We start from the raw sequence: 19,721 nt of genomic DNA on the forward strand, positions 1-19,721 counted from the left end.
TCATGTCGAATGATGATTTATTATAAATAAACAGGATTGCTCGCGCTCCGGTTATCGGCTGTGCGGGCTTTCTTCATGTGTTCTTGAAGGACCATGTACGATTAATCGCAGGAGGAATCTCCCATGATTTCATTATACGGGGTAAGCAAGCGATATAACGAGCGTGGGTCCCGTGAAGATCAGGGATTCGAGGCGCTAAGCTCGGTTTCCCTTGAAGTAGGCCAGGGAGAAATTCACGGCATTATCGGCTCCAGTGGTGCAGGGAAATCCACGCTTCTGCGCATGCTCAATGGATTGGAGAAGCCGGATGACGGCGAAGTCATTGTGAATGGGCAGTATCTGACCCGGATGAGTGAGCGGAGTCTGCGACAGGCACGGAGGTCCATTGGCATGATTTTTCAGCACTTCAATCTGGTCAGCAATCGGACCGTAAGCGGCAATGTCTGTATGCCTCTGGAACTCGCGGGCGTCTCCCGGACAGAGCGGGTTGCACGAGGACAGGAAGTGTTGCGATTTGTCGGACTCGAGGATAAAGCCAATCAGTATCCTGCACAGCTAAGCGGGGGGCAAAAGCAGCGTGTTGCCATCGCCAGAGCGCTTGCCAGCCGGCCGGATGTGCTGCTCTGTGATGAACCAACATCTTCACTTGATCCGCAGACAACGAGTGGAATTCTGGATGTGCTGCGTCATGTCAATGAAACTCTGGGTGTAACTATTGTACTCGTTACACATGAGATGGAGGTTGCCCGAAAGCTATGCGACCGGATATCGGTGATGAAAGAGGGGCAGATCATCAAAACGTTGTCGGAAGCGGAAGTTCGCAGCATACCGGCACCGAAGCCTGATCTTCTAACATCCTTGTTGATGGGCGAAGATGTATCCATGAGCGGACGAAATACCTCTCTTCATGGCGGTCAGGAGGACCATAACGATGATACCTGAGTCGATTGTGAAGTATCAGCATGAAATTTGGAAGGCTATCGGAGAGACGTTTGTCATGGTGGGGATCTCCATCACGGCAGCCGTCTTAATCGGGTTACCTCTGGGTACACTGTTGTATCTGTTCAGAAGAGGGCAACGTTATCAGAATCGACCTCTGTTCACAATTCTGGGAAGTCTGGTCAACATCATTCGTTCCTTCCCGTTTCTGCTGTTAGTGGTATTCATGATTCCGTTCACTCGTCTGATCGTTGGAACATCCATCGGAACGCTTGCGGCAACGGTGCCGCTCTCGGTTATCGCCATTGCTTATTACGCCAGACTGGTAGAACAGGCATTGCTTGATGTCCCTAAAGGCGTGGTTGAAGCTGCTTCTTCCATGGGTGCATCGACCATACAGCTTGTGGTGAAATTCCTGTATGTGGAGGCTCGCTCAAGTCTCGTACTCGGCTTAACCACGGCAACCATCAGCTTCATTTCATATTCAACGGTGATGGGCATTGTTGGTGGCGGCGGGGTTGGTGATTTTGCCATTCGTTATGGTTATCAACGATTCGAGACGGAGATCATGGTGTTTACGATTATCATTATGATTATCCTGGTACAGATGATTCAATTTACTGGCAGCAGATTGTCCCGCTGGCTCGATCGCAGATCCTGATGAAGGTCGAGCAAATGCAGAAAGATTGAATTACAGCAAGAACAATACAGATTAGATGATGAAGGGGTATATATCAGATGAAAGCAAAACTAATGCTCATGCTGCTGGCAGTGACGCTGGTGGCAGCCGGATGCGGCAAAAAGGAAGAAACACCTGCGGCCGAAGGCAATCAGGAAGGCACTCAAGCCGGACAAGAAGTGACGCTAAAAGTAGCTACCTTGATTCCACCAATGACGGATGTGCTGGATATTGTGAAACCTTTACTGAAAGAAGATGGCGTTAATCTGGAAGTCGTTGTACTTTCGGATAACGTTCAACCGAATACCGCACTGGCGAACAAGGAAGTAGACGCAAACTTTTTCCAGCACGTACCATACATGAATCAGTACAATGAAGCAAATAACGCTAATCTGGTAGCTGTGCAGCCGATCTACAATGCCATCTACGGAGCATATTCCAAGAAGTACAAATCCATTGAAGAATTGCCTGAAGGTGCAACGGTGGCGATTGCCAACGATCCGTCTAACATTGGACGCTCGCTGGTCATGATGGAACAGAACGGCCTGATTAAGCTGAAAGAAGGCGTCGGTTTCAATGCAACGCAAGCAGACATCACGGAAAACACGAAAAACTTCAAGTTCGAAGAAGTGGATCTGTTGATGTTGGCTCGCATGTTGGATGATGCGGATCTGGTTGCCATGACTCCGGCTTATGCGAGTCCGCTGGGACTTACACCGAAGAAGGATGCGCTGTTTACCGAGAAGGATGATTCCCATTTTGCCATTACCTTGGTTGCCCGTGAAGATAACAAGGATTCGGAAGCCATTCAGAAGCTGGCGAAACGTATGGCGGGTCCAGAAGTGAAAGCTTTCTTTGAAGAAAAGTATGCGGATATTGCAATTCCGGCTTTTCAATAAGATCCGAAACAAATACGAAGACCCAGGCCTCATCGCCTGGGTCTTTTTTTGTTAACTTGTATTACGGAGTAAAGGAGAAGACCAGCATCAGCTTTTGTCAGAGTCAGTTTCTACCTTTGGCTCCATCAGGCGAATCAGTTTCCGCTCAGTAGCCGTGTCCGTTGCAGGTGTGTAGATGCTGCACCGCAAATCGGCATTTCCCTGAACCTGGAGTGAGGTAAGATCAAAAAGCATTTTGCCAGCTCTGGAATGTCTAAATTCAATCAACACATCCGGGGCACTGCTAACATTGCTTTGTTTCCAAAGGGGTTGAAAATCAGGATATCTGTCCATCATGTCATCCAAAAACAAGTTGTACCATTCATCATCGACATATTGACCGTAATAAGCACGGAAAATAGCCAAAAATCCGCTCACAAAATCCTCCCAATTGACAGCCAGTCTCCGGAATTCCTTTCGTTCAAATAACAAGCTGATCATGTTTCGCTGCTCAGCAGGAATCTGTTCAAAGTCCATAAACACATGCCGGGCCGCGTCATTCCAGCCAACGATATGGCAGCGTCGATCCGAGATAATGGTGGGACAGTTGCGAAGTTCCTGCAATATTTTCTGCAAGGAAGGATGAATCTGGAGTGGCTTCTCATCCAGGATATGGAGTTCCGAATGGTACTCCAGACCAAGGGAAAACAAATACTTCCGTTCATCCGCTGTCAGCTTGAGAGCTGAGGCGATGTTATCCAATACGGAATGGGACACCTGAATATCCCGGCCCTGTTCAAGCCAGGTGTACCACGTTGTGCTCACACCTGCCAATTGGGAGACTTCTTCTCTTCTTAATCCAGGCGTTCTTCGGCGGGAGCCCGCGGGTAAGCCTACGGATTCCGGAGAGATTTTGGAGCGCTGATTTTTCAGAAAAGCGGACAGTGCCTGCAGCCTGACATCATGGTTCATTCCATCACCTTCGTTCCTAAGTTTATCATGGTAGTCATTATACTATTATATTTGACAACTTGTAATAGGATAATACAGATGGCAATATAAGTGCATAACTTAATTGAACAAGTATTAAAGAGTACTAAGGGAGGCTACGTTATGGAGCGTGTCGTTATTACAGGAATGGGAATTATTTCTCCGCTGGGGAATGATGTTCATACATTTTGGAATGGATTGGTGGAAGGGAAATCAGGAGTTTCGCATATTGAAGCGTTTGATACAACGTCCTACAAAACGAAAATAGCAGGAGTAGTCCGTGATTTTGATGGAGAGGAACGCTTCGGACGGAAGGAAGCTCGGCGTATGGACCGATTCGTACAATTTGCTGTTGCCGCAGCAGAGCAAGCTTTGTCTGACTCCGGTCTCGTGATGGATCATGTGGACAGGGAGCGGGTTGGCGTGTATATCGGTTCCGGCATCGGCGGAATCCAGACCCTGATGGAACAAGGAAAGCTTCTGTCTGAACGTGGGCCTGCAAGAGTCAGTCCAACACTGGTGCCCATGATGATATCCAATATGGCTGCGGCTATGGTCAGCATGAGGTTTGGCTGTTGGGGACCCACACTCTCTCCAGTGACAGCCTGTTCGATAGGCAATACCGCGATTGGTGAGGCTTTCCGGCTGATTCGCCATGGTGGAGCAGATGTGATTTTTGCTGGAGGGACGGAGGCAGCGGTCACCGAAGTATCGTTGGCAAGCTTTGGCAATGCAACGGCGCTATCTACACGAAACGAAGCGTATGAAGGGGCGAGTCGACCATTCGATGCAGGCAGAGATGGTTTTGTCATGGCTGAGGGTGCCGGGGTCTTGGTTGTGGAGTCCCTGTCTCATGCCCTTGCAAGAGGCGCAAACATTCTTGCGGAGGTCGTTGGGTATGGTGCCAGTTCAGACGCGTATCATATGGTGGCCACCCACCCGGAAGGGCGGGGTGCATATTTGGCCATGAAAGCCGCGCTGGCAGATGCGCAGCTTCAGCCACATGAGATTGATGTCATTAATGCTCATGCTACCAGTACGGAAGCGGGTGATCTTTCCGAAACCAAAGCGATTAAGCAGCTGTTCGGCGAAGAAGCCTATCAAATTCCGGTAACGGCAAACAAATCAATGACCGGGCATATGCTGGGTGCGGCTGGTGGAGCGGAAGCTATATCACTCATTCAAAGCTTGCGTAGCGGCATCATTCCACCGACAATCAATCAGGAGCAGAGCGATCCGGAATGTGATCTTGATTATGTACCCAATGTCGCACGAGAAGCTGACTTGAGAGTTGGCATGTCCAACTCATTTGGTTTCGGTGGTCATAATGCGGTCATTATTTTGCAGAAATATTCATCCTGAAACGCAGGGCCGTCTCGAAAGGAATTCCCATTTCGATGAAATAACGTCTCTGTGATTCGGTCGCTAACAAAGGGGCGTCCACTGTCATGCTCATGACTTATTGGACAGCCCCTTTCGGCGCGATGATTATCCGCTTCTGCATACGGTAGACTAGGGAAGAAATCGTCCTAATGCTTAAGACGTGAGGGGTGGTGAGTCGGTGATACTCTTACTGCTTTTGTGCAGCCAACTGACACGCCAACGCGATTGCATAAACAGTACCAGGATCGTGGATGCAGCCGCAATCAGACTAAGAATAACAAAGCCTGGTGTGTAGGATTGGTAGGAACTGTACAGTTGACCGAGAATGAGGGGCAATGCATATCCGCCCAATCCGCCAGCCGCACCTACAATACCTGTCATCAATCCAATCTCGTTGCCAAATCTTTGAGGCACCAGTTGGAACACGGACCCATTCCCTGCGCCAAGACACATCATACCGAGGAAGAGCATGACAACCACAACGGGAAGCGGTGGCATGAAGGACACACCGATCAGCATGATACAAGCTCCTGTATACAGGAAGGTGAGCATGCGAGTTCCACCAACCTTGTCAGCCAGATAACCCCCTACAGGTCGGAAGAAGCTGCCGGCGATGACACAGAATGTAGTAATGTCTGCGGCGTGAACAGGAGAAAGTCCATATTGAGTGTTGAAGAAGATGGTCAGATAGTTGCATAGCCCCACGAAGCCACCAAAAGTAACGCAATAGAAGGCACAGAATACCCATGCGTCTTTTTGTTTCAGCAAGCTTCCGTATTGAGACAATTTCTTCGGTTCAGGCCGATTGGGGCTGTTTCGAGCAAAGAGAGAAAAGAGAACAAATACGATGGCAATTGGTATAATAGCAAGCCCGAATACCACTTCCCAACTGCCAAAATGGGTAGCCAAACGATTGGCGAATAACGTCGCGAGTACCGTTCCGCTGTTGCCCGCTCCGGCAATACCCATGGCCAAACCCTGATGCTCCTTGGGATACCATTGTCCAGCCAAAGGCAGAGCAGCGGCAAAGGAGGCGCCGGCTACACCAAGTAGAAGCGCCACCACATAGAGCTGGCTCAGGGAGTCAACCCACAGCCAACCTAACAGCAAGGGAACAAGTGTGACGAGCATCCCGATCTGTGCGGTCAGTTTCGGACCGATATAATCGGACATGAAGCCAAGCACGAGTCGCAAAATAGAGCCGCCAAGAATAGGCAGGGCCACAAGATTGGCTTTTTCCAGCGGTGTCATTGGATAGTCTAAAGCAATTACAACCGCAAGTGGGCCAAGCATACCCCATATCATAAAACTGATGTCAAAATACATAAACGCCCCGAAAAGGGTAGGTTTATGCCCGCTCTTCCAAAAACTTTTGCTCTCCATCATCCATCATCGCTCCTCATCCAATTAAGATCTTCATCCATTGTTTATGGGTTTGTTCAGACAGAAAAGGGCCGCAATTCGTCCAGATCTGAACGATTTGCGGCCCCATTGCCGACAAGACGGTACACGTCATTGTGTCCCGTTCCCTGAGTAGATCACAGCACTGTGATTTTGATTCAAATTATAAAAAGGGAAATTCGATATGTCAATAAAAATTACACAGTTTTTAAGATTCCTTCGATTTCTATAACTTTTAATTTTTTTATGTTAAATTTATTGACATGATATTGAAATTAACTTAATCTGGATCTAATAAGAAACCATACAATGGCGTGTGGATTCCGGAGGCAACGGTGCCCTTTTCCGATATATGGAGAAGGGATTTTTCTGTTTATTTGCAAGCAAAATGTGATAGGGATAGGGGGCAGCTCATGAGTAAAACGAAACTGGTGATTATAGGGAATGGCATGGCCGGTGTAAAGTGTGTGGAAGAGATTATTGCACTGAAGCCTGATACTTATGAGATTGTTATTTACGGTAATGAACCCCGTCCCAACTACAATCGGATTATGTTATCCAAAGTATTGCAAGGAGAGCATTCGTTACAGGATATCATCATAAATGATTGGACGTGGTATAAGGAGCATGGTATTCGGCTATGTACAGGAGAGACCGTTAACAGGATTGATATTCATACGAAATATATAGAGACTGAATCTGGCTTGAGGGAAGCCTATGACATCCTTATTCTGGCGACAGGATCTTCTCCATTTGTTCCATCAATCCCTGGGATCGATAAAGAGAGGGTTATGTCCTTTCGCACGATGGATGACTGTACACGCATGTCCAATTATTCCAAAACCTATCGTAAGGCTGCAGTCATTGGTGGCGGATTACTTGGGTTAGAGGCTGCACGTGGATTGCTTCATCTGGGCATGGAAGCGGCGGTAGTTCATAACGCACCTTATATTATGAACCGACAGTTGGACCAGAAGGCTGGCCAGATGCTTCAGCATGAGCTTGAGACTCAGGGAATGTCCTTTCTTTTGGCGAAAAAAACACAAAAGATTATTGGACGTTCGCAGGTTCAAGGTCTCCTTTTCGCGGATGGGTCCAGGCTTGAAGCTGAGGTTGTCGTTGTAGCTGTAGGTATTCAGCCGAACGTTGATCTGGCAAGGAAAAGTGGAATTGCAACAAATCGAGCGATCATGGTAGATGACTATATGCGTACCAATGTACCTGATGTATATGCCGTTGGAGAATGCGCTGAACATCGGGGGATCAGCTACGGTCTGGTGGCTCCCTTGTATGAGCAGGGAAAAGTACTCGCTCTCACATTATGCGGGCAGAAAACACCTGAATACAAAGGCTCTGTTCCTTATTCGCAGCTGAAGGTATCAGGTGTTGATGTCTTCTCGGCAGGTGAAATCAGTGGGGAGGGAGTACAGACCGTTATTCAAACATTCGATGGTATTCGTGGGACATACAAGAAAGTTTTGACGAAAGCTGACAAGGTATGCGGTGCCATTTTGTTCGGAGATACCGCCGAGGGAACTGCCTTGCTGGGACTGGTACAGCGAGGGGCTGAGGTTGCTGAACTTGCTCCACGGGAAGGTGCGCCGGATCCAGCTGAGATGGCAGCTGCTGCACTATCGGATGAGGAAACGGTATGTGCCTGCAACAATGTGACGAAAGCGGCGATTATGAAGGCCATTCAGGAGGATGGACTACAGAATGCGGATCAGGTCAAGGAACGGACCAAAGCCTCAGGTTCATGTGGTGGATGCCGCCCCATGGTAGCTGCTCTGGTGAAACATACACATCATCTGAAGAGTAATGATGGTGACAGAACCATTTTGCAAACGAAGAAAAAGACAGAAGTGCCAGTATGCAGCTGCACAGAGCTTGGGCATGCCGAACTGAAGCAAGCATTGGATCAGATTCTCGCCTCGAGTGAAGAGTGTGTAGAGGGATTAGCACATCAACTTGCCACAACTCGGCAAACGGACTTAACCGTGATCATGCAGAAACTGGGTTGGAATTCGGCGCATGGATGTGCGGTTTGTCGCCCAGCCATTCACTATTACCTGCAGGTATCCACTCAATTGAGGATTAAACGAGAAAATTTGACGAGTGAACATGCGGCTGTTGAACAAGCCGCGATTTGGCAGCAATCAGGGGGCCGAAATACGGTACCTTTTCATGAAGTTCAGGTTCGTTGGGATGATCGAATTCCACTGTCACTCTACGACACAGATACGGGGGGATTAGCTGAACAGCTTCATGCGGGCTTGCACCGTGTGGAGATGCCATCGCCTGTGAACGTAGGTATTGCACCGGGGACCGGTTCATTGGTAAGCGCTCTTGTTCAGGATATTGGCCTGCTGGCTTCTCCTGCAGGATGGGAAATATATGCCGGTGGGCATGCAGAGCATCCTATTAAGGAAGGAAGATTGCTGGGGGTCGCAGAAACGGAGCTGCAAGCCGCATTAATCGCAACAGCCTGCCTTCAGTGGTATCGTCAAACCGCCTGGTATGATGAACCATTATGGGCATGGACGGAGCGATTGGAGTTTATGTCGATTCGGGAAACGCTTTTGGATGATCAGTTTCAGATGGAACTCGCGAAGGGCATCATAGCTGAAAGGCAGGGATGGGGAAATGGATTTATTCGTGAATTCAGAACCGACAGCTTCAAGACTTCATGTCAAGGAGACTCAATGTCCATATTGCAGTGTGCAATGCAAAATGACAGTTGAAGAACTTGCTGCACCTGTCACAGGTCAGCATCGCGGGGAGTATGCGGTTCATGGTGTTCCGAATGAAGCTTCCCAGGGCAGGCTTTGTGTCAAAGGAATGAATGCACATCAGCATGCGCTCAGCGGGCAACGGTTAATGCATCCGCTGATCCGTCGTAATGGCATACTTGAGACATGTACATGGGAAGAGGCCATTCAGAATATTGCAGAGCGATTTCAGGGTATGAAAGATATTTATGGAGCAGATGCGGTTGGCGTATACGGAGGAGGCTCTTTGACAAATGAAACAGCCTATCTTCTGGGCAAATTCGCAAGGGTCGCATTAGGTACGAAATACATCGACTATAATGGACGGTTTTGCATGTCAGCTGCGGCTTCGGCTGGCAGCAAAGTATTCGGCATGGATCGGGGACTAACGTTCCGTCTATCTGACATTCCCGAGGCGAGATGTATTATACTGGCAGGCACTAACATTGCGGAATGCCAGCCAACCCTGCTGCCATACTTTAATCAGGCAAGGGAGAACGGAGCTTTTATTATTGTTATAGACCCTCGTAGAACTGCGACCGCGTCGATGGCTGATCTACACTTACAGGTGAAGCCCGGCATGGATGCTTTGCTGGCGGATATCATGCTGAAGATCATTATGGATGAAGGAATGGTGGACCCCCATTTTATAGAAGAAAGAACGCATGGATATGAACAATTACGGCATGGTTTGGCAGATTTACAACTGGAGCAAGCGGCAGCGGCATGTGGGATAGATCTGGTTCATATTCGCCAGGCAGCAACGGCATATGGTAAGGCAGATACGGGCATGATTATGACGGCACGTGGAGTGGAGCAGCAAACGGATGGGCATCTGGCAGTCAGACATTTTCTGAATTTGGTACTGGCGACTGGCAAAATAGGCAAACCAGGCTGCGGATACGGGGCTATCACAGGTCAAGGAAATGGGCAGGGCGGACGCGAGCATGGACAAAAGGCTGATCAGCTCCCCGGCTATCGCTCCATCGAAAATGAAGCAGATCGTGCCTATGTGGCATCCGTCTGGGGAGTGGAACCTGCAAGTTTACCAGGCAAAGGGGTCTCTGCCTACGAAATGATGGAGCGTGTTCATGATCAGGATATTCGGGCACTGCTTGTGATGGGTTCGAATCCGGTTGTATCCAATCCCAATGTGCGTTTGGTGGAGGAGGCACTACGTAAACTGGATTTCCTGGTTGTGGCAGACATGTTTCTGTCCGAAACAGCCCGTTTGGCTGATCTGGTTCTCCCGGTCACAGCCTATCTGGAGAATGAAGGTACACTGACCAATCTGGAAGGACGTGTTTTGTTGCGAGAACAAGGCCGACCTTCCCCCGGAGAAACGCTTCATGATTGGGATGTTTTGTGCCGAATTGCTGCAGAATTGGGCAAAGGCGCTTACTTTCAATATGATTGTGCTGAAGACATCTTTAATGAGCTTAGGGTAGCCAGCCGCGGGGGGATCGCTGATTATTATGGGATAACCTATGAGCGTCTGCGTAACGAAAAGGGGGTATACTGGCCATGTCCTGCTCCAGAGGAACAGGGGGAAGGGTTGCTATTCAGTGAGCGATTTGCCCACCCGGATGGCAAAGCTGTATTTACAGCCGAGTTAAGCCCTGGCTGGAATGAGGTATCATCGGAATTTCCCTTGATTCTCACCAATGGACGTGTGCTCCCACATTACCTCACAGGGGTTCAGACACATCGAAGCCCAGCGCTAGCAGCTCGAGAATTGGAAAACTTCGTTGAACTTCATCCGGATACTGCTGCCCGTAATCGTGTTATAGACGGAGAATGGGTCGAAATTCAATCGGTGTACGGAAGCTTCACCGTGCGCTCGCGAGTCAAGGAGTATATTCGGGAAGACACCTTGTTTGTTCCAATGCACTGGGGTGGCATTCAGAATGTCAATCGAGCTACAAGACCTGAATTGGATCCATATTGTCGTATGCCAGGATTCAAGACGGTTGCAGTAACCATTCGCCCTTTACGATTGATCAGGTGAGTAATACGGGTTGCAGGTTGAACTACGCTAGAAGTCTGACAAAGAAGCTGTACAGTCCTGGATTTATATGAGACTGTGCGGCTTTTTTTGCGTATTCAACGTAGGGATGCAATAGTTCCGAGGTTCCACGTAAACATGAGAATTGGCCCATGAATATGACTGGCATATTCGTTAAAATGTTCAATAGGGGCACATATGTACGTGTTTTTGGGTGGATATTGAATTAAATGATGCATAAGTTTGGTTCATTTTCCGTGGTGGTATAGATATTTGGGACGATGATCGAGGCTTCTATATAATAAATTGAGTACATAGGAGGGAAAGCAGTGATCGTATGGATTACAGTCAAAAGTCTGGGCAAACGCAAGCCTGCACTTGCCAAACAAGCTGCCGAACTTCCGGAAACAACCAATACGCTGAGACAGCTTATTAAGAATATGGTAGCTCAGCAGGTTAAGACGACTCAACACAAGAAAAATGATGCTGAATGGCTTGCCTACCTGATGCCTGAGGATATTCAGGAACAGGCGGCAGCAGGCAAAGTAGGCTTTGGCGCAATATACAACGATGGGGTTCCTGATGTAGAAGGCGCCATGGCTACCGCTGTAACCGCATATGAAGATGGGTTATTTAAAGTGTTTCTCAATGATGAAGAATTGCAGGGACTGGACGAACCGCTAATTTTGCAAGAAGACGATAACGTGGTATTTATCCGCTTTACCATGCTTGCAGGGCGTCTGTGGTAGAGAGTGACGAGGAGGAGAATGGAATGAATCAGGAAGATAAAGTTCAACAGTATCAGAATGAGTTGCAGGAAAAAGTTAAATCGCTGAACGGCGTGGAGCGGGAACTCGCAGGTTATGTAGCCGAGATGGCTGGATTCACTTATTTGCGTGAAGACGAAAAGGCCTATTTGGATACAGTGGAACAATTGAAACGTACGGCTGCTGAGACGCAAGCTCCATTGTTCAGTCCATTGCTAGATGTATTGAGACAGCTGGTCAGTGCACCATTCCTGGCTCGATTCCGTTACATTGCAGAACGTGCAGCAAATTTTCCTTATAGCAAAAATTATGAACGCAGACCGTTTCGGACCATTGATCCCGAACAGCATATTGGACAGGTTCTTCGCAAAATGATTGCTTTGTTCCGCATGGAGATGCAAGGCTTCTCTCTGAACGAGTATGTATCCATACGGGAGTACAAGATTGATTACCTTCATGAGATCAGAGCCGTTTTGCCGGATTGTATTGCCTATGAACTGGATCATGAAATCGGTGATATGAAGCAGGCGCTGCATGATATTATCTATGGTGACAATCAGAATGCACTGCTGACCACGGAAATGATCAAGGGGATCTTCATGAGCGATCAGGTCGATGCTTACCAGATGGTTGGGGAATTGCTCGTTGCAGCCAGACTGCAGGAGGGTTTGCGCCAGAGCATTGTGGAACGGATGGATGAAGGAACGCTTGAGGCGTATATATACATATTAAAAATAATCATCGACAACAATCTAATTCGGTTCAGTTCGGTGGTGAGAGCACTCGCCGTGTGGACAGGGATCGGAATTGAAGCGGCAAATCAGCGTGTTGCTGCGCAATTCATTACACAAGCGCATCAAGCATTGACTGATTCTGCGGTGCGAGAGGCATGGCAGCAAAGTGACAATGCGAACCAGTTGTTCATCAGTCTATGGGCTACGGCTGTTATTGAAGAGAATGAACTGGAGCGAAAAGTCATTCAGATCATGGATCACGGTCAAGTATATCAGCAAATTGTTGCACAATACGTACTTGCTAACAGTCAGAACAGAGGGCTGCGCTTACAGATGGCACGTCAGTATCTTGAAGTACAGGATCTGGAATTACTGCATTGGGTGATTGAGAATTATGATGCCATGTACATGTTTAACTGGAGCTTTGAGAATGGAGAGAATCAACGTAGTGTTCACGTCTGGCCACTGCCTGTTTTTGAAGATAAAATCGTGCGTCGGCGTGACTTCGACCTGTTCAAACAAATGCTGGCCCACATTCCGCAGGGAGGGGCTGGGGGACCATCCGGTGTTCTTGAATTTGTTCAATATCGGATTGATCCGGATGATGTAGTGAAAAAAATGCTGTACCTTGCTGCGTATGACATGGACCCGGAATGGATTGGGGAGGTCATTGCACTCAAGGACAAGCTGAGCCCGGATTTGCGAGGAGAATTGTTGTCCCAGTTTGTCCATCATCCCGAGAACGAAGTACAGAGACAGTTTATTTTTGACAGTCTGTCGGATAAGAGCATAAATAACCGTGAAAATGCTCTGCTCAAAGCCAAACGGTTGACGCTGACGCTCGAAGAGATGCTGCAGATGGAGGCGTTGCTCAAGCTGAAAACGGGATCGTTACGTCAGAAGATCATTCAGGTCCTTCTGCTTCAATCCGCAGATGAATTAATCGTATCGTTGAAACGCCTTTTGCAATCCAAAAGTGAACTGCAGCGTCTGGGGGCGCTGGAACTGCTGACCGAGATCTCCGCAGATCCACAGCGTTCGGAGCAGCAGGAGCAGATGCAACCATTAATAGAGCTCATTAAGACGCCAACAGCCAAGGAGCAGAAGCTGCTGGACAAGCTTACAGAGAAGAGCAGCAGGTATACGGCGGCTAATGGATTTGGCTTGTATGATCCTTCATGGGAAAATCCATTACTTCATGAAGAGCGTGATCTCGGCGGTTTCCAGCCAAAGGACCTGTTTACCCTTTCCCTGGAAAAAGCGAGGCAGTTTCTTGAAGGTTTGGATGCGTTGGTGCATGAGCACAGAGACCATGAATATGAGGCTGAATATTATGCGGGCTACAAAGAAACCTTGCTTGTAGGAGCGACTTTGCGCCCTGTGGTCTTTACCCCTTATGATCAGCGGCAGGATATAGTGTTATTAGAGCAATTCCCTCTCCATAACCTATGGGAGGAGTATTTTCAGAAAAGTGGCCTGGATAGTAAGGAAATGCTGCAGATCTTGTTTTCTATCCGTTTGGAGGATCTGAATAAGAAGCTGGATTCTTATTACCGATACTATTCCGACGTATACGAATATAGTGAGTTGGAGAAACATTGGCTGCTGGAAGGATGGCGTAAGGATTTTGCCGAAGAAGTCTATCCGGTTCAGCATATCCAGGACATGAAAAAGCTAGTCAGTGAGCTTCGTTACACAGATCAGGTGAAAACGCTGATTGAGGCCGTTTATGAGGACAGTGATAAGTCAGATACTTTTGAACTCGCTGAGCGGACACTGTATGCGCTAATGCAAATGATGCCTGAGGAACAAATGGAAAAGGAATCGGGCATGCTCGACCTCTTGTCAGGGCCATGGTTCTATATTGTGCGGGATCGGGTACACGATGATGACAGCTTCATGCGATATTTCCAGACGCTAAGCCAATTCGACCGATTAAACAAGGACAGTTACCGAAGCTCCTTCCTTACGCTGAACGATTACCTGCGTGCCTATGAACTGGGCTTCATTGATGCACAGGAAGTCTACAAGCAGCTGCTTGTGGGAGAATCCCGTGCTCTGTTTATTCGGGAATTGACATCCAGCCGAAATGACTGGATCGCAGAGAAACCGATGTTGGCAGAACTGCGAAGAACAGTCGTTGAACGAATTTTGGAGATAGAGTTGACCCGAGGAGAGCTCTCAACAGAAGTAAGTACCCTGGCGATGAAGCTTGAGCGCATTGAAGGTATGGAACATTGGGTACATCTGGTGGCTGCGATGGATCAGGATACCTTTGTCCGTGGATATATCTATAGCTATGGTGACAACACGACACGTAAAGAAACGTTCAGCCATCTGATCCAGGTCTGCCATCCACGTGATGGAGAGGACGAAGCGCTGCTGGGACAATTGCTGGCGAAGCATCCCATTCAGGAGAAGAAGCTGCTGGAAGCCGCGATGTATGCGCCGCAGTGGATGGAGATTGTCGCCAAGCATCTCGGATGGGAAGGACTGCGCAGTGCAGCCTGGTACTTCCATGCCCACATCAATGAACGATTTACTGCTGAAAAAGAAACCATTGTGGCGCACTATTCTCCAATCTCGCCCCAAGATTTTAATGAAGGTGCATTTGATATCGCCTGGTTTGAGGAGGCGTATGAGGCCGTTGGAGAGGAACGGTTCAGTCTGTTGTACGATTGCGCCAAGTATATCTCCGGGGGAGCCAATCATCGCAGATCGCAATTGTTCGCGGATGCAGCACTTGGGAAGCTGAAGCTTGAGGACATGCGTACATCCGTGGAAGATAAGCGTAATAAAGATCATCTGTTGACGTATAGCCTGATTCCGTTCGCAGAAGAAAAGGAGCATGATCTGCGCGAGCGGTACGATTTCATTCAGAAGTTTCTGATGCAGAGCAAACAGTTTGGCGCGCAGCGCCGGGCCAGTGAAAGTCTGGTATCCCAGATTGCACTCGGCAACCTTGCCCGTAATGCGGGATATGCCGATGTTACTCGGCTGATGTGGGATATGGAGGCCCGCAAGCTGGATGAGATGAAATCCTATTTTGAACCTCATGAACTGGATGATGTTACCACGGCCCAACTGGTGATTGATGAAGAAGGTCAGCCGGAACTGCTCATCGTAAGCAAAGGGAAAACGCTCAAGTCTGTACCGGCCCGGTTTAAGAAAGACGGTTACATCGCCGAATTGAAGGAATTAAAAACGGATCTGGTTGATCAGTATCGCCGGGCAAGACTAGAATTGGAGCGTTCCATGACGGCGGGTACCTCCTTTACCCGAGAGGAGATTTCAAGCCTGTTGGAGAATCCGGTCCTTCGACCGCTTGTTCGCACTCTTGTATTCCAGGCAGGTGACAAGCTGGGTCGATTCGATGTAACGTCTGGTGGGCTGGTTGCTCCAGCCCTGGAAGGCTCGGAAAACTTGAGTCAGATTCAAGATTTGACGGAACAGGATCGTCTGTTGATTGCTCATCCTTTACATCTGTTCCAGAGTGGACGCTGGAGCGAATTCCAACGGGATCTGTTCAACCGTCAGGAACGGCAGCCATTCAAGCAGGTATTCCGTGAACTCTATCTTCCGAACGAGGATGAGCTGGCTAATGGTACCGTATCCCGCCGGTATGCAGGTTATCAGATTCAGCCGAAAAAAGCAGTTGCTCTGCTGAAAGGGCGTCAATGGACCGTCAGCTATGAAGAAGGGCTGCAAAAGGTAAGCTATGAGCATAACCTGATTGCCAATCTCTATGCCATGGCAGACTGGTTCTCGCCCGCAGATACAGAAGCACCTACGCTGGAGACGGTGCAGTTCTATGATCGCAAGACGTATAAACCTGTGGCGTTGAAGGATGTACCGACGGTCTTTTTCTCGGAAGTCATCCGTGATATCGATTTGGTCGTTAGTGTTGCGCATGTTGGCGGAGTCGATCCGGAAGCCAGCTTGACCACGATTGAGATGCGTCATGTGATTGTGAATGAGTCGCTTCGTCTGTTGAAGGTCGATAACGTACGTTTGGATGGAAATTATGCGCGAATTGATGGTGAATTGGGCGAGTATGCCGTTCATCTGGGCAGCGGCAATGTGTTCAAACAGGCGACGGGCGCGCTTCATATCGTACCTGTGCATAGTCAGCACCGAGGCAGGATCTTCCTTCCTTTCCTGGATGAAGATCCGAGAACAGCTGAGATTTTATCCAAAGTGATGTTGTTGGCTGAAGACAAGAAGATCAAGGACCCGCAAATCCTTGCCCAATTGCAGCATTGATTAACCATGTTGCAATGATGCTGTAGCCAAGATTGACGAAGCCGAGTGAACCTATCGAATATCAGGCAGCTAGAGCACCAGTCCAAGGTGGCTTTGGCTGTCTTTTATTTTCTGTTTTTGGGTAAGGAATCCTTAAAAAGCAGTGGAAAGTTGGCTCGAGAATCGCAATGGTGGGTACAGATTGAGTGTTAGGTATGATAAAATATGCGTAGTATTATATAAAAATTGAGTATTAACCAAGTCCGATCCCAGGATCGGATTTTTACATAATTGTTTTCTAAAAAAGGAGAATAACGAACATGTTAATCGTTTCATATCGTGAACAGGATCATGAGAAGTTGGTCGAGATTTGGGAGAGAGCCGTTCGGGCAACCCATACGTTTTTGGAAGAGCATCACATCCAGTTCTATAAAACAGTCGTAAGCGACGTGTTGCAGCAAAGGCAAGTCGAGGTATGGGAAGCGCTGAATGCTGACAATGAACCCGTTGGTTTTATCGGTTTGGATGATAACTTCATTGAGATGTTGTTTGTAGATGTCAGTCAGCATGGACAGGGTCTGGGACGTCTTCTGATTAACCACACCCTTAACATCAAAGGCCTTCACCTCAAAGTGGATGTCAATGAACAGAATACTGGGGCAGCCCGTTTCTATGAGAAGATGGGATTTGTACAAATAGGTCGTTCCGAATTGGATGGCTCCGGTAATCCCTTCCCGCTGCTTCATCTGGAGATCAACGCGGAACAGGCAGCAAAATAATCATCGGTGGACCACGAAACTGGAGGAATTTGACGAAAAGGAGTGTGCAGGATGACACAGATCAAGGTAACACCGGAACAGTTGGATACAGTCAGTGGGCAATTCGCCCAGGCACATCAGCAATTGTCGGGATTCATGTCCACTTTGGATAGCCAGATCCGTGTCATGCGCAGCAATTGGGACGGAATGGAGCGGGAACGTTTTTATAATGATTATGCAACGGCCCAAGGTACCATGAAGTCCATCCTTGAGCTGGTCTTGTCAATCCAATCCGAACTCAAGAAAATTGCTGAGCGTTTCCGCACTACGGATGAAGATATTGTGGACAAGGCTCTTATGGTCGCATTAACCGCAGTGCAAAGTCTGACAGCCTTGAGCAAAAGTCACGGCAAAAGCTCCGATAAAACGTCTGGTCCTCCGGAGAATATGGAAGATTGGAAGAAGAAGGACGCCGAAAATTACAAGAATTATGAGGAAATGTTGAAGAAGGCCGAGGAAATGGGTGACGATAAACTGGCACAGCAGCTTCAGGCCAGCATGAACATTATTCGGCTTCAATATGAGGATGAAATCTATCAAACCGATCCGAACACAGGCAAGACGGTGAAAATTACCGAGGATTCCATTGTAGGCACGTATCAGGTGAAAAGTGACAAGGGTGAAACGACCAGCATCAGTCTGGATAAACAGGGTAATGTGGTGGATTACAACAAGGATACGAAAAAATACGAGTATTGGGAACAAACCCATACGACCAGTCAAGGGGAGCATCTCTTTGGTAAAGGAGCACAAACGGCTACAGCCTATGGAATCGGTCTGCTGTTGACCAGCAAGAGTGGATCTGCCTTTACAGAGCATGCAACAGGCCTTGGTTCCTCCTTTGTTGCGGATAAATTTCTGTTCTCCGTGCCAGACGAAGGCGAGACGCGTACGATGATTTACCGAACCAACAAGGATACGGGCAAAATCGAGAATATGATCGTGGTCACGCGTGGCGACAACGATATTGAATATATTCCGTGGCGTGAGTATAACTGAGCCACGGATGGGTCGACAAGCGGGCAACATGGAGTTACCTGATTGCGCCTGCTTGTCGACCCTTACAATGGAGCCATGTGATTTTTTTGTGTAACACATGGCGAATAGCAAGGAGGGCAGGAGACTTAGCCGTGAACCTGTCCATAAACAAACACCCCGACACTTTCTCTCGAGATGGGAAAGTGGCCGGGGTGTTTCAGATTTGGCTTACCGTCCAGCCACGGTCAAGTGACCGGGCCAGTAAGGGGGATTTTTTTTGCCCAAAGATTAATGTGTCTCTTCGTCCAGAAACGGTTTGTTCACCGCGTAATACATGAAGCCCATAAGCAGCACACCGCCGACTAGGTTACCAAGCGTTACCGGAATCAGGTTGTGGATTACCCCGCCGAATGAGATAGTCCCCGGATGGTTCAATACCAGCGCAATCGCAAACGTACACATATTGGCGACGCTGTGCTCATATCCCGAGATGAAGAAACAGAAGACAAAGAGCATCATGGCAAACATTTTGGCGCCATTCTCCTTCATGAACATGGGCACGAAGAACGCCAGGCATACGAGCCAGTTACACAGAATTCCCCGGAAAAAGAGCTGCATGGCCGGAGCTTCCATCTTGTGCTCCACCACACTTAACAGGAAACCATTGACCTGAGATGAATCGAACAGTCCCGTCAGGTAGATTAACAGGGCAAAGACGGCCGCACCCATCAAATTCCCGCTGTAACTTGCGATCCACAGCTTGACCACTTCGAACCATTTCAGTTTCTTGCGTAAGGCGGCATAGGTATAGTAGAACGTATTCCCGGTGAACAGATCACCGCCACCATAGGCGATCAGAATAATTGCCGCGCCGAACGTGAGGGCAGCCATAGGGTATGTAAATGGGGAATCCTCCATATAAAAGAAGTTACCCGTCTTGAACGCCACGATGACGCCGAACCCGATAAACATGCTGGCGAGCATGGAGCGTGCAAGGTACCTGATCAAGCTTTGTTTGTAAATCTTGTGTTTCTTCAGCGCCAGCTTCTCTACGTTGCGTAAACCTTCCGTTTCCATAATTCGCCTCCATTTTCCCTGATGTTTTGTTTACATTATAACGAAAATATGGAAGATGAGGA

13 protein-coding genes are annotated in these 19,721 nt (G+C 48.3%); 10 read left to right on the forward strand and 3 right to left on the reverse strand.

Going from position 1 to position 19,721, the window contains the following annotated elements; all coding sequences use genetic code 11:
* Positions 1–123 precede the first annotated feature (123 nt).
* The 3 genes from MHB49_RS05185 (at position 124) to MHB49_RS05195 (ending at position 2,517) form a co-directional block, all read left to right on the forward strand.
* Positions 124–942, forward strand: a complete 819-nt coding sequence (locus MHB49_RS05185) for a methionine ABC transporter ATP-binding protein (RefSeq protein ID WP_247900858.1) — start codon at positions 124–126, stop codon at positions 940–942.
* Positions 932–1,600, forward strand: coding sequence for a methionine ABC transporter permease (locus MHB49_RS05190; RefSeq protein WP_247900859.1), 669 nt, complete (start codon positions 932–934; stop codon positions 1,598–1,600). The genes MHB49_RS05185 and MHB49_RS05190 overlap by 11 nt, the downstream gene beginning before the upstream one ends.
* A 77-nt stretch (positions 1,601–1,677) precedes the next feature.
* Positions 1,678–2,517, forward strand: a complete 840-nt coding sequence (locus MHB49_RS05195; protein WP_405155296.1) for a MetQ/NlpA family ABC transporter substrate-binding protein — start codon at positions 1,678–1,680, stop codon at positions 2,515–2,517.
* Positions 2,518–2,604: 87 nt separating this feature from the next.
* On the opposite strand, the gene MHB49_RS05200 is transcribed toward MHB49_RS05195, so the two are convergent.
* On the reverse strand, positions 2,605–3,468 hold the full coding sequence (locus MHB49_RS05200) for a helix-turn-helix transcriptional regulator (RefSeq protein WP_405155297.1): 864 nt from the start codon (positions 3,466–3,468) through the stop codon (positions 2,605–2,607).
* A gap of 141 nt (positions 3,469–3,609) precedes the next feature.
* Here MHB49_RS05200 and fabF point away from each other — a divergent pair, with 141 nt between their 5' ends.
* On the forward strand, positions 3,610–4,848 hold the full coding sequence (fabF, locus tag MHB49_RS05205; RefSeq protein ID WP_405155298.1) for a beta-ketoacyl-ACP synthase II: 1,239 nt from the start codon (positions 3,610–3,612) through the stop codon (positions 4,846–4,848).
* Between the two features lie 174 nt (positions 4,849–5,022).
* On the opposite strand, the gene MHB49_RS05210 is transcribed toward fabF, so the two are convergent.
* Positions 5,023–6,252: a nitrate/nitrite transporter gene (locus MHB49_RS05210; RefSeq protein ID WP_405157050.1), complete on the reverse strand. Its 1,230-nt coding sequence runs from the start codon at positions 6,250–6,252 to the stop codon at positions 5,023–5,025.
* A gap of 431 nt (positions 6,253–6,683) precedes the next feature.
* Between MHB49_RS05210 and MHB49_RS05215 the strand changes: the two genes are divergently transcribed.
* From MHB49_RS05215 to MHB49_RS05240, 6 genes are all read left to right on the forward strand, one after another.
* Positions 6,684–9,011: an FAD-dependent oxidoreductase gene (locus MHB49_RS05215; RefSeq protein WP_405155299.1), complete on the forward strand. Its 2,328-nt coding sequence runs from the start codon at positions 6,684–6,686 to the stop codon at positions 9,009–9,011.
* Positions 8,914–11,046: a molybdopterin oxidoreductase family protein gene (locus tag MHB49_RS05220; RefSeq protein WP_405155300.1), complete on the forward strand. Its 2,133-nt coding sequence runs from the start codon at positions 8,914–8,916 to the stop codon at positions 11,044–11,046. The genes MHB49_RS05215 and MHB49_RS05220 overlap by 98 nt, the downstream gene beginning before the upstream one ends.
* A gap of 326 nt (positions 11,047–11,372) precedes the next feature.
* A complete protein-coding gene (locus tag MHB49_RS05225) occupies positions 11,373–11,792 on the forward strand; it encodes a hypothetical protein (RefSeq protein ID WP_247900865.1) in 420 nt (139 codons plus the stop codon).
* A 23-nt stretch (positions 11,793–11,815) separates the two neighbouring features.
* Positions 11,816–16,807, forward strand: a complete 4,992-nt coding sequence (locus tag MHB49_RS05230) for a DUF4132 domain-containing protein (RefSeq protein ID WP_405155301.1) — start codon at positions 11,816–11,818, stop codon at positions 16,805–16,807.
* 299 nt (positions 16,808–17,106) lie between these two features.
* Positions 17,107–17,565: an acetyltransferase gene (locus tag MHB49_RS05235; RefSeq protein WP_405155302.1), complete on the forward strand. Its 459-nt coding sequence runs from the start codon at positions 17,107–17,109 to the stop codon at positions 17,563–17,565.
* Positions 17,566–17,616: 51 nt separating this feature from the next.
* Entirely contained in the window at positions 17,617–18,603 is a 987-nt protein-coding gene (locus tag MHB49_RS05240) for a WXG100 family type VII secretion target (protein ID WP_405155303.1), read from the forward strand.
* Between the two features lie 267 nt (positions 18,604–18,870).
* Here the strand turns inward: MHB49_RS05240 and MHB49_RS05245 are convergent, their stop codons facing one another.
* Entirely contained in the window at positions 18,871–19,659 is a 789-nt protein-coding gene (locus MHB49_RS05245; protein ID WP_053784134.1) for a formate/nitrite transporter family protein, read from the reverse strand.
* Between the last annotated feature and the right edge of the window lie 62 nt (positions 19,660–19,721).

It is taken from the genome of Paenibacillus sp. FSL K6-0108 (assembly GCF_045040695.1).
In the GTDB taxonomy this organism is placed as follows: Bacteria; Bacillota; Bacilli; order Paenibacillales; family Paenibacillaceae; genus Paenibacillus; species Paenibacillus pabuli_B.